This is a genomic window from Gordonia shandongensis DSM 45094 (assembly GCF_000423025.1).
Lineage (GTDB): Bacteria > Actinomycetota > Actinomycetes > Mycobacteriales > Mycobacteriaceae > Gordonia > Gordonia shandongensis.
On the sequence record NZ_AUHE01000012.1, the window covers coordinates 1 to 12187 of the forward strand.

General features: G+C 69.7%; 9 protein-coding genes and 1 pseudogene. 6 read left to right on the forward strand and 4 right to left on the reverse strand.

Annotated elements, in window-relative coordinates; all coding sequences use genetic code 11:
- Positions 1–393: pseudogene (locus tag G528_RS18640) on the forward strand (HNH endonuclease); the annotation flags it as partial.
- 148 nt (positions 394–541) lie between these two features.
- Here the strand turns inward: G528_RS18640 and G528_RS0111075 are convergent.
- From G528_RS0111075 to G528_RS17250, 4 genes are all read right to left on the reverse strand, one after another.
- A complete protein-coding gene (locus G528_RS0111075; RefSeq protein WP_026919027.1) occupies positions 542–1726 on the reverse strand; it encodes a thiolase family protein in 1185 nt (394 codons plus the stop codon).
- A gap of 106 nt (positions 1727–1832) precedes the next feature.
- Positions 1833–3377: a class I adenylate-forming enzyme family protein gene (locus G528_RS0111080; RefSeq protein ID WP_026919028.1), complete on the reverse strand. Its 1545-nt coding sequence runs from the start codon at positions 3375–3377 to the stop codon at positions 1833–1835.
- On the reverse strand, positions 3374–4900 hold the full coding sequence (locus G528_RS0111085) for a class I adenylate-forming enzyme family protein (protein ID WP_156890425.1): 1527 nt from the start codon (positions 4898–4900) through the stop codon (positions 3374–3376). Before G528_RS0111085 ends, G528_RS0111080 begins: the two co-directional genes overlap by 4 nt.
- Positions 4897–6174: a 3-hydroxyacyl-CoA dehydrogenase family protein gene (locus G528_RS17250; protein ID WP_051198701.1), complete on the reverse strand. Its 1278-nt coding sequence runs from the start codon at positions 6172–6174 to the stop codon at positions 4897–4899. Before G528_RS17250 ends, G528_RS0111085 begins: the two co-directional genes overlap by 4 nt.
- Before the next feature lie 155 nt (positions 6175–6329).
- On the opposite strand from G528_RS17250, the gene G528_RS17260 reads away from it, so the two are divergent.
- From G528_RS17260 to G528_RS18050, 5 genes are all read left to right on the forward strand, one after another.
- Positions 6330–8057, forward strand: coding sequence for a helix-turn-helix domain-containing protein (locus G528_RS17260; RefSeq protein WP_051198704.1), 1728 nt, complete (start codon positions 6330–6332; stop codon positions 8055–8057).
- Positions 8054–8698 carry a TetR/AcrR family transcriptional regulator gene (locus G528_RS17265; RefSeq protein WP_051198706.1) on the forward strand — a complete coding sequence of 215 codons (645 nt, stop codon included), beginning with the start codon at positions 8054–8056 and terminating at the stop codon, positions 8696–8698. The genes G528_RS17260 and G528_RS17265 overlap by 4 nt, the downstream gene beginning before the upstream one ends.
- A gap of 145 nt (positions 8699–8843) precedes the next feature.
- Positions 8844–9998 carry an acyl-CoA dehydrogenase family protein gene (locus G528_RS0111105; RefSeq protein ID WP_211220633.1) on the forward strand — a complete coding sequence of 385 codons (1155 nt, stop codon included), beginning with the start codon at positions 8844–8846 and terminating at the stop codon, positions 9996–9998.
- Between the two features lie 263 nt (positions 9999–10261).
- Positions 10262–11485 carry an oxygenase MpaB family protein gene (locus tag G528_RS0111110; RefSeq protein ID WP_169515259.1) on the forward strand — a complete coding sequence of 408 codons (1224 nt, stop codon included), beginning with the start codon at positions 10262–10264 and terminating at the stop codon, positions 11483–11485.
- A 59-nt stretch (positions 11486–11544) separates the two neighbouring features.
- Entirely contained in the window at positions 11545–12165 is a 621-nt protein-coding gene (locus G528_RS18050; protein ID WP_026919032.1) for a TetR/AcrR family transcriptional regulator, read from the forward strand.
- Positions 12166–12187: the final 22 nt, after the last annotated feature.

Consider the following 12187-nt stretch of genomic DNA (forward strand, 5'->3'; position numbering starts at 1 on the left):
CCGACGTGCGCGTGCAACCTCAACCCCAAATGCCGCTTCCACCACGGCCTGAAAACCCACACCCGCGGCTGGCTCGACGACCAGATCACCGACGCCCACGGCACCATCTGGACCGAGCTCACCACACCCGAAGGCATCACCATCCGCCGCCAAGCCGCCAACACCTGGCTGCTCCCCGAACTCGGCATGCTCCCCTGCGACCACAACACCCCAACCGGCGCGACACGCCGAACAACCCGACACGCCGAGAACGCACCTAAACGCACACGGACCCGCCTGGAGGCCAAGCACCGATACCGGATGCAGCAACGGGCGATCAACCGCCGCCACCGCGAAACCGACCAAGCACTCGCCGCACTCAACTCCACCGACGACGACCTGCCGCCCTTCTGAGCCCCGCCCTCCTGAGCCCAACCGCCCTTCCGAGCCCGGTCACCCGCACCACTGACCGCACAATCCCGACACGCCGAACATCACGACACGCCGGGATTGCACGAGAACTGATGAGGACCGACCGGAAACGAGTAGGGCCCGATCCGGGTCAGAGACGTTCGATGATCGTCGCGTTCGCCATTCCGCCGCCCTCACACATGGTCTGCAGTCCGTACCGACTTCCCGTCCGTTCCAGACTGTTGAGCATCGTGGTCATCAGCCGGACACCCGAGGCACCGAGCGCATGCCCCAGTGAGATGGCGCCACCGGCCGGGTTCAACCGCTCCGGGTCGGTGCCGAATTCGCGATGCCATGCCATCGGCACCGGAGCGAAGGCCTCGTTGACCTCGTGGTGCTCGATCTCGTCGAGCGTCATCCCACTGCGCTTGAGAACTTTCTCGGTGGCCGGAATGACACCTGTCAGCATGTAGAGCGGGTCGCTCCCCGCCACGGCGAAGGAGGCGAACCGCGCCCGCGGCGTCAACCCGAGCTGCTCTGCCCGCTCCGCCGACATGATCAGCATGGCCGAGCCGGCATCGGTCAACGGTGAGGAGTTGCCCGCGGTGATCGACCAGTCGATCTGCGGGAACCGCTGCCCCAGCGCATCATCGCGGAACGACGGCGACAACCCCGCCAGCCCCTCAGCCGTCGTGGTCGGACGCACGGTCTCATCACTGCGGTGCACCGACCCGTCGGGCAGCGTGACCGGAACGATCTCGCGGTCGTAGTGACCGGCCTCGAACAGCTCGTGCGCGATGCGGTGCGACCGCGCCGAATACTCGTCGATCGTCGCGCGGTCGAGTCCCCACTTGGCTGCCACCAGCTCGGCTGAGACCCCCTGGTGGACGAGCCCCTCCGGATAGCGGTCGGCCAACGGAACCCCGTTGGGGTCGCCGCCCTGCGAACTCGTTCCGATCGGCACCCGGCTCATCGACTCCACACCGCAGGCCACGACCACGTCGTACGCCCCGGCGAGAACGCCCTGCGCCGCGAAGTGCACCGCCTGCTGGCTGCTCCCGCACTGGCGGTCCACCGTGGTCGCGGGCACCGATTCGGGAAGACCCGCGCGCAGTGCCGCATTGCGGGTGATGTTCAAAGCCTGGTCGCCGACCTGCGAGACGCATCCGCCGACGATGTCGTCGATCAATGCGGGATCGATGTCGTTGCGCGCCAGGAGTGCCTGGAGGGTCTGCGAGAGCAGGTCGACCGGGTGGACCCCGGACAGCGCGCCTCCGGGTTTACCGCGCCCCGAACCGGTGCGGACTGCGTCGACGATGACGGCTTCTGTTGCCACGAGTGATCTCCTCAACTGAGCTGAATGGTGAATCCGTCATCCACCGTCACACCACCCGGGCCGGGCAGGACGTCGCAATTCGCGACGCCGGACGTTGCGATGCGAGTCAGCGACCGCCGCCGAACCGGCGCTTCAACGCCGGCCGGTCGATCTTGTTGTTCCCGGTGCGGGGCAGGGCGTCGACGAACTCGATGCGGCGAGGACGTGCCGGGCCCCGCAGGTCGGGGTGCGCGGCACTGTAGTCGCGGACCGACTCCACCGTCACCGCATCTGTCCGCGGAACGACGATCGCCGTCACCTGCTGCATCCACCGTTCGTGCGGGGTCCCGATCACCGCGACCTCCGCGATGTCCGGGCAGGAGGCCAGCGCGTTCTCCACCATCTGCGGGTACACGTTCTCGCCGCCCGTCACGATCAACTCGTCGATGCGCTCCACGTAGTCGAGTTCGTCGCCGACCCGCTGCAGCAGATCGCCCGTGCGGAACCAGCCGTCGACGAACCGCTCGGCGTCCACCTCCGGAAGCCGCCAGTAGCCGGGAGTCACGGCGTCGCCCGCCACCTGCAGTTCACCGATCCGCCCCGGGAGATCGGTCACCTCGCGCCCCGTCTCCGGCTCCACCAGGCGCCACCGGACGATGTCCAGGGGCCGACCCAGCGACGTCGGCAGATCTTGTTCGCCGGGTCGCTCGCACACGGCGAGCCCCGACTGTTCGGTCTGCCCGTAGATGTTGACCGCGGACCGCACCCCCGTCGCGGCGACGAACCGCCGGACCGGGTCCGTCGGCAGCACCGACCCGCCGATCGCACAGACGCGGACGCACGACAGATCCACCGGAGCGTCGCCGAACTCGTTGACCACGTCGACGACCATCGTCGGCACCAGCGCGGTGTACGTCGCCGCCCACCGGGCGACGGCGCGGCGCCACCCGCCCGCGCTCCAGGCGCCCAGCACGTAGATCGACCCTCCGCACAGGAGCATCGGCAGGGCCACCAGCTGCAGTCCGCCGACATGGAAGAACGGGGTGCAGACGACGGCGCGGTCCTCATCGCCAAGCGACCAGACCGCGATCGTCGCATCGACGGCCGCCTCGACATTGCGGTGCGTCTGCCGCACGCCCTTCGGCGTGCCGGTCGAACCGCTCGTATACATCAGGATCGCATCGTCGGAGCCCGCGCGCGGGACGATCTCGTCGCACGGCGCGGTGGCCTCGACGTCCGCGAACGACCACGCCGCACCGGCGCGGACATCGACCGAATCGGCGCCGCCGACCAACACCGTGCGACGGACCATCGGCTGATCGGGACAGTGCTGTGCCAGCCGAGCCGCCCCCACCTCGTCGACGAAGGCGATGAGGGCCCCGGAGTCGGCGACGGCGTGCCGCAACGCGCCCCCGGAGACGGCGACGTTGAACGGCACCGCCACCGCGCCCGCCCGCCACACCCCGACCAGGATCGCCAGGAAGTCGGCGCTGTTCCCCAAGTGGATGCCGACCCGGTCACCGCCGGTCACATCGTGGTCCCGCAGAAACGCGGCCACCCGGGCCGCGCGCTCGGTGAACTCGGCGTGCGTCAGCTCGCCGCCGGTGTCGGCCACCGCGAGCGCCGCACCGCGCCGCGCGGAAGTCCCCTCGAGCCGAACCGCGACCGTCACCGGCCCGCCCCGTCGGATCCGGCCTCCACGACGGCCCGCAGATCGCGTTTGAGGATCTTGCCCGCCGGGTTCCGCGGCAGATCGTCCATGACGTGCACGGTCTTCGGCCGCATGTACCCGGCGATCCGGGGCCGCATCCACTCGATCAGCTCCGGCCCGTCGACGTCGCCGCCGGGCCGCAGCACCACGGCCGCCGTGACCGCCTCACCCCAGACGGCGTCGCTCACCCCGAACACCGCGAGGTCGGCGACGTCCGGGTGTTCGGCGAGCACCCGCTCGACCTCCGACGGATAGACGTTCTCCCCACCGGTGATCACCATGTCCTTGATCCTGTCCGTGACGAACAGGTACCCCTCGGCCGTCACGCTTCCCGCATCCCCGGTCCGCAGCCAGCCGTCGGCGCCGATGAGGTCGGCCGTCGCTTCGGGGTTGCGCCAGTAGCCGCGCGAGCACTGCGGTGACCGCACCCAGATCTCCCCGGTCTCGGCGACGTCCACCGGGTTCCCCTCCGGGTCGGCAATGGTGACCTCCACCCACGGATAGGGGCGCCCCACCGAGGTCAGCAGCTCGCCGCGGTGATCGTCGTCGTCGAGCTGGACGATGCCCCCGCACGTCTCGGTGAGCCCGTACAGCTGCAGCAGCGGCACCGCGAACACCTCCCGGATCCGTGCCAGCAGGGCCGGTGTGATCGGTGCCGACCCGTACGCGATCGACGTCAACGACGACAGGTCCCTGGCCTCCACCGACGGGGCGTCCAGAAGCATCTGGAGCATCGTCGGCGCCAGCAGCGCATTGGTCACCCGCTCCGTCTCGACGACCGCCAGGTACGCCTCCGGATCGAAGTCGTCGATCACCCGGCAGGTCCCGCCGAGGAGGATCGTGACCAGTCCCCACGCCGACCCGCCCATGTGGAAGAACGGCATCGCCGCCGCGGCCACCCGGTCCGGCCCCAGCTGCCACCGTTCCCCGGCACGCACCAGATAGGCGAGGTTGTCGTGGGAGATCTCGACGCCCTTCGGCCGTCCCGTGGTTCCCGACGTGTAGAACTGCAAGACCACCGCATCGCTGTCGTCGGCGGCGGCGCCACCGTCTCCCCGATCGTCTCGCCGGTCGGCACCGGCGCTGCGCCAGGAGTCGTAGCCGGCACCGAACTCGACGCGGTCGACCCCGGCCGGGACGGCGCCGGCGAACGCGGACTCGACGAACGCCACCCGGGCGCCGCTGTCGGCGATCAGCTCCCGCAGATCGGCCTCGGTGAGCCGCCAGTTCATCGCGGTGAACACCGCGCCGATGCGTGCGCACCCGAACAGCACCTCGAAGAGTTCGACCCGGTTGCGGGCGAGCATCACGACCCGGTCGCCGGCCCGGACGCCGGCGCCGGCGAGACCCGAGGCGACCGCGTCCGCGCGCTCCCGCAGATCCGAGAAGCCGACGGACTGCGTGCCGTCCGTGACCGCCGGCGACTCGCCGCGGTCCGTCGCGAGCGCGGCGAGCCGTCTGGTCAGGGTGGGTGCTGCGGTCACGACCACTCCCCGACGATCTCGGACGAACCGGCGGGCACGGCGAAGCGGTCGCCGTACCGCGAGCGGAGTTCGTCGGCGCGGGCCAGGAAGCCGTCGACGCCGCCGGGATGGTCGGACACCAGTCGCGCGGTGCCGCCGATGGCGACGGGGAACCCGATGCCCAGCACCGAACCCACGTTGGCTTCCGCGGGACTGCGCAGGACGCCCTCGGCGAAACAGCGGAGGGTGTCGACGGCCTCGCTGAACAGGAGACGATCGCGGACGTCGTCGTCGGCCATCGACGAATCGGCCCCGAAGTGCTCGGCGATCCCCGACCACACGCCGACGCGGCGACCCGCATCGTCGTAGTCGTAGAAGCCGCCGCGGGCGGCCCGGCCGGGTCTCGAGAACTCGGCGACCATGCGGTCGAGCACGTCGTCGGATCCGTAGCGGGTCCAGGCGTCGCCCGCTGCCGCTCGGTTCTCGTCGCGAACCGTCCGGGCCAGCGCGATGCTCGTCTCGTCGACCAGTTGCAGGGGTCCGACGGGGTAGCCGACGGCGAGGGCGGCGCGTTCGACGCGTTCCACGCCGACGCCCTCGGCGACCATCGCCATCGCCTCGTCGAGGTACTTGGTGATGACCCGGCTCGTGAAGAAGCCCCGTGCGTCGTTGACGACGATCGGCGTCTTGCCGAGCGCCGCACCGAGGTCGAACGCCTTCGCCGTCGCGTGATCGCTCGACTCGGCGCCGACGACGATCTCCAGCAGTTCCATCCGGTCGACCGGGGAGAAGAAGTGCATCCCGATGAATGTCGCCGGGTCGGCGGTCGCCGCGGCCAGGTCGCTGATCGGCAGCGTCGAGGTGTTGGACGCGAGGAAGGCGTCGGGGGCCGCGGTCTGGATGCGGCCGAAGACGTCGGCCTTGAGCGTCGGGTCCTCGAAGACCGCTTCGATGACGCCGTCGCAGCCGCTCAGCTCGGCGTAATCGCCGCTCGCCCGGATCCGGTCGAGGATCGTCGCGGCCTCCTGCCGGGTCACCGCACCGCGGTCGACCCGCCGTCCGAGGACCTTCTCGGAGTATCGCCTGCCGTCGGCCGCCCGCTCGGCGGTGGTGTCGACGAGGACGACGTCGATGCCGTGTGCGGCGGCCGCGTAGGCGATGCCGGCGCCCATCATTCCGGCCCCGACGACGCCGAGCCGCCGCGGGACGTATTCGGGGGCGGCCGGTCGGGCTGCGCCGCTGCGGACTTCGGCGAGGTCGGCGGCGAACTGTGGATGCGGTGTCGCGGTGCTCATGGACGAGATGGTCGTCCGCCTCCGTCGCGGACGGTTGTGCCAGTTCGCTACAGCCCGGCCCGCCGGCGACCCCCTCGTACCGACAGGATGTCAGTAACCTCTTGACACCCTGTCAGTAGCGCTTCAGGATGAGTGCATCACCGAGGAGGCGATCCGTGACGGAACAGATGATCGACCGACAGTCCCCCACCGCGGCCGGACGCGACGACGATGCGCGCAGCACCGCCCTCGATCGAGCCTGGGCCCGGTGTCGCACCGACCGCATGGACCGCGCGACCGCCCGCCCACTCCCCGGCGAACGGCAGCCCGGCGACGGCCACCTCCTCGACACCGTGTCCGCGACGATGGCCGGGCGCGCGGCCGACATCGACCGCAGCGGCGGCGCCGTCGTCCTGACCAACGCCGCCGGCACCGTGCTGGGCCGCTGGGGCGTCGACGACGTCCTGCACACCCTCGACGAGATCGACTGCCGCGTCGGCATGTCCATGGCCGAGACCGCCGTGGGCGCGTCCAGCTTCTCCACCCTCGTGACCGGCGAACCCGTCACCGCATGCGGACCCGAGCACTTCGCGACCCGCCTCATCTCCTTGGCGTCGACCGGCACCGCGATCCGGCAGGCGCCCCGCAGGCGGATCGCGGGCAGCCTGCATCTGCTCACACACGTCGTCGACGACAATCCGATCGCACTGTCCTGGATCGAAGAGCTCGTCCGAGGGATCGAGGCCGACCTCGCCGACCCGGCCTGCCGCGGCGAGCGGATGCTGATGGACCGCTACCTCGCCGAGAACCGCGACAGCAGACACGCGGTGGTCGCCATCAGCGAGCAGACCATCATCACCAACGCCGCCGCGGCCCGTCTGGTCGGCATCGAGGAGCAGTCGATCCTCTGGGAGCGCGCGCGACAGCTCACCCGGTCGCAGACCGTCGATGAACGACAGGTCGACGTGGGCGACGGCCACGACATGCAGGTCCGCTTCATCCCCGTCCTCGACGGCGAGACCACCGTCGGAATGATCCTCCGGCTGCGCCGGACCGCGCCGGCCGCCCCGACACCCGCCGAATCGCTCCCCGGCCTCGTCGGCTCCAGCGGCCGGTGGCAGGACCTGTGCCGCACCGTCTCCGGACTGGCGGGGGCGTCGCTGCTCCTGGTCGGCGAGAGCGGCACCGGGAAGACCGCGATCGCCGCCGCCATCAGCGACGGCGCCGAGTCGATCAACGCGATGGACGGCATCCGGATCGGCTGGGCCGAATGGTTGGAGCGGCTGCGGGCGATCCTCGCCGAGAGCCCGCCGCGACTGGTCGTCACCCACCTCGACCGGCTCCCGTCGGCGATCTCGATCGAGGTGACCCGACTCCTCGGGGACGCGATGGCCACCACGCGGGTCGTGGCGACGGCTCGACCGCAGGACGGTCGCATCGACCCCACCGACGTGCTCGGACTGTTCGGGTCGGTCGTCACCGTGCCGCCCCTGCGGGACCGCATCGAGGATCTTCCCGCCCTCGTGCGGGAACTGACCCGCCGCTACACCGCCGCGTACCCCGAACGCGGCCGCGTGCAGTGGATGACCGACGCCCTGCAGGCCCTCTCGCGGACCGACCACCCCCACAACGTCGCGTCGTTGCAGCACCGCGTCTTCAGCGTCCTGCAGGCCACCACCGCCGCCTACATCGGCGTGCACGACCTGCCTGCCGCAGCGGTCGTCGACGGCAGCCGCCGCCGACTGGCCGGACTCGACCGGGTCGAGGCGGCCGCCCTCGTCCAGGCGCTGCGGGATGCGCGCGGGAACAAGAGGAAGGCCGCCGACTCGCTCGGCATCGCCCGGTCGACCCTGTATCGCAAGATGCGGGCACTCGGCATCGACCTCGAGGCGTCGACATCGTGAGCAGGGCCGCCCCCGCGCGCCGACGGGTCCGACTGGAGTCCGACGACCGCCAGGAACAGATCATCGCGGCCGCCCGCACCCTGTTCGGGGAGCGATCCTACGAGGAGGTCTCGACCTCCGACATCGCCCATGCCGCCGGTACCACGCGCACGAACGTCCTGTACCACTTCGCCTCGAAACGCCAGCTCTTCCTCGTCGCACTCGGCCGCTTCGCGACGGTCCCGCCGCAGATCGGATACATCCGCGGCGACACGGTCGCCGAGCGGGTCGACTCCCTGTTCGAGCACTGGCTGGGCAGCATCGAACGCAACCGCGAGGCGTACGTGGCGATGCTCCGAGCACGGACGAGCAGCGACGCCGAGGTGGCCGGGCTGCTGGCCGGGAGCATGCGCGCCTGGGAGCGCCAACTGACGACCGCGGTCGGTCTGAACCCCGACGATCCGGTCCACCTGGTCACCGTGCAGTGCTACCAGGCCCTCATCACGGCCGCCACCGAGGCGTGGCTCGAACGCGGCTTCATCACCCGCGAGCACGTGCACGCGATGCTCACCGACGCCTTCGCCGCCCTCGGCGAGTCCGCGACATCCGGGCCGCGTCGCATCTTGAGACAACCGACGGCCGACGACGGCCGCGACAGTTGAACACGACACATCTCTGAACACGACACATCCCTGAGCACGACACATCCCTGAACACGACACATCCGACCAGCGCGGCCTACCGCCGCAGAACAGCGAGTGAGGACCCATGGGCGTCAAGACAGTGATCGGTGAGGGCGCGGCCGCCCTGACTGTGGAGCCGACCGACGAGGAGCAGGCGATGCGCGCCACGCTCGCCCGGATCGTCGGCAAGTACGGCCACGACTACTACGCCCGGCGATCGGCGGCCAACGAGCCGATGAGCGAGATGTGGGACGATCTCGCGGCCGGCGGCTTCCTCGGCCTCAACGTCCCCGAGGAGTACGGCGGATCCGGCCAGGGCGTCATGGAGTTGGCGATCGTGCTCGAGGAGATGTCCGCGGGCGGATGCCCCGAGCTGTACTTGGTCCTCACGCAGGGGATCGTCGCGAACATCCTCGTGCGACACGGGACTCCGGAGCAGAAGAGCGAGCACCTCCCGTCGATCGCGGACGGCAGCAGGCGGATCGCGTTCGCGCTCACCGAGCCCGACGCCGGGTCGAACTCCCACATGCTCTCGACGTCGGCGCGGCTCGAGGGCGACGAGTGGATCATCAACGGCACCAAGACCTTCATCTCGGGGATCGAGCACTCCGACTACTTCCTCCTCGCCGCGCGGACCTCGGTCGACGAGCGGTCGGGGCGGGGACGGTTGTCGCTGTTCCTGGTCGACTCCGACGTCGCCGGGATGGAGCGGACGCTCGTCCCGACCGCGGTGACCGCCCCGGAGCGGCAGTGGACTCTCTTCTTCGACGACATCCGGCTCCCCGCCGATCGTCTCGTCGGCGAGGTCAACGGCGGCCTGCGCGCACTCTTCGACGGGTTGAACCCGGAGCGGGTGATGAGCGCGGTGATCTGCACCGGGATCGGCCGCTACGCGTTGGCCAAGGCTCAGCGGTACGTCAACGAACGGCAGGTCTGGGGCGTGCCGATCGGCACCCATCAGGCGGTGGCGCATCCGCTGGCCTCGGCGCACGTGAATCTGGAGGCGGCGCGCTCCCTGGTGTGGCAGGCGGCCGCCCGATACGACGAGGGACTCGACGCGGGCGAAGAGACCAACATGGCCAAGTACGCCGCGTCGAAGGCCGGGCTGGCGGCGCTCGACACGGCGATCCAGGTGCACGGCGGCAACGGCATGACGATCGAGTACGGTCTCGCCGACCTGTGGGGAATCACCCGGCTGCAGCAGATCGCGCCGGTGTCGACCGAGATGGTGCTCAACCACATCGCGCAGCACACCCTGTCGCTCCCGCGCTCGTACTGATCGCCTACGACCACCCACCGCCCACGACCAACCACCGCCCACGACCAACCACCGGGGAGGGGTCCCGCCACAGGCGGGGCCCCTCCCTTTTCACCCCGTCTTGTCTTCACCCCGTCTTCTCTTCATCTCGTCTTCTCTTCAGCTCGTCTTCTCTTCATCTCGTGTCTCGATGTGCGACACCGATCACACCCCGGCGTGATACGGTGTTACAAAGTTGTTGGGACGTAACACTGTCACATAGTTAGGAGCATCCCATGCAGACGGTGATCCACCCTCAGAGCTCGCAATCGAAGCCCGCGACGCTGGCGCGCGGCGCCGAGCGCCGCGCCACCCTCGACGAGCTGAAGAACATCATCACCACGACCGAGTACCGGGATCAGCTGGCCGCGGCGCGCGCCCGGATCGACGACCCCGCCTTCGGCTACTTCGGTCCGGACTCCACGATGTGGAAGATCTCCAAGGCCTTCCCCGTGCTGCCGCTGATGGTCTGGTACGCGGGCATCCTCGAGGTCTTCGAACCCCGGATCACCGCGGGCTTCTCCGGTGCACGCACCCCCGTCGGCAGCGAGGCGACGTCCAAGATCCGGCAGGACACCGACCCCCTGCCCCGGTACTCGCGCACATACGAGGCGTTCATGGACTGGTTCGTCGGCGACGACGAGCTCGCGACCCGCACCAGCAACCGGATCTTCGGCTACCACAGCCGCATCGTGATGCGGATGCCCGAGGACTCCACCAGCAAGCGGTACGGACCGGGAACACCGTTCGCCGCCCTCGAACCCGAGCTGATGGTGTTCACCGTCCTCACCCAGATGGTCCCGTACCGCCAGCTGTACGAGCGGTTCTTCGGCCCGCTGACGTTCACCGAGTCGTTGAAGTACAACGAGGAAGTCCTCCAGTTCGCCGCCATGCTCGGCTGCGACCCCGACCTGGTCCCCAAGACCTGGGATGAGATGCAGCAGTGGCTCGACGACTACTACAAGGATCCCGACACCGTTCGCGTCGACGAGGAGTTCCTCGAGGCCATCCTGCAGATCTTCGCATCCCGCACCGTGGCGACGATCGTGATGAACTGGACGGCACTGTCGGCGCCGCCGGCACTGGCCGAACGCCTGTGGCAGCTCCCGCAGCTGCAGAAGCACCGCCGCACCGCGAAGATGGTCGACCCCGTCCTGCGGTTCCTGTTCCGGATCGCGCCCGACGCCATCATGATCAGCACCCGCTGGCGTGACGCGCAGGAACGCATCGGACGCAAGGGCTGGACGCCGGCCGCTCGGCTCGCGACCAAGATCCTGCCGCGCCCCTTCGGCACCGGACGCGGCAATCTGTCCGACTACGCCGAATCGGCGTCGCCGCGGATGAAGGCCGTTCAGGAGGCCGGCAAGTTCCTCGACGAGTCGGACGACATCCTCGCCCAGGCCGAGGCGGCCGGATGCCCGATGTCGTCGGCGATCGCCCGCGGCGGCGCTGACACCGCCGCCCGCTGACATCGGCGTCCGCTGATACCGTTCGACACGATCAATACACGAGAACGACAGGTAGACCGTTGGCCGACGCGGAACATGCTCGCAGGCTCCTATCGCTGCTGAGCGCGGGTGAGGAACCGGACCCCGAACGGGACCGGATCCTCGCCGTCGCCCGCGATCAGATCATCGCCCACGGCTACGAGCGCTTCAGCACCGACCGTCTGGCGCGGGACGCGAACGTCTCGCGCCAGACGGTCTACCGTCGTTGCGGACGCAAGGTCGACGTCTTCGACGCGTTGATCCGCGCCGAAGTCCGTGCCAGTGCCCAACGCCTCCTGCCCGCCCTGGAGATCGAGGACGAGGCGGACCGGTTCGTCCGCCTCTGGGTGGAGGGCATGGTGTTCCTGCAGGAGAGCACGCTCATCGCCAGCCTCATCGCCCACGACCCCGAGTTCGTCTCGCAGATGTGGGCGTCGCTGAACGGCTCCACCGTCGATGTGATCCGAGCCGTCATGGCGTCGACGATGTCGACGCCCGACGCATTGGTGATCACCGAGATCGTGGTGCGCATCGTGATCTCGTTCTTCACCCAGCCGACCGATCTGCTGCCCCTCGCGGGACGCGAGCAGATCGAAGACTTCGTGCGCAGCTACCTGCTGCCGCTCCACGCGGCGTCGGCGCGGCTCTCACCGCTTCACTGACGCCCGTCCCCCTGACGCCGGC

What these genes read in the sequence shown, in the direction of transcription:
- G528_RS17250 (WP_051198701.1), bottom strand. Translation starts at nt 6,174, where the DNA reads ATGAGCACCGCGACACCGCATCCACAGTTCGCCGCCGACCTCGCCGAA.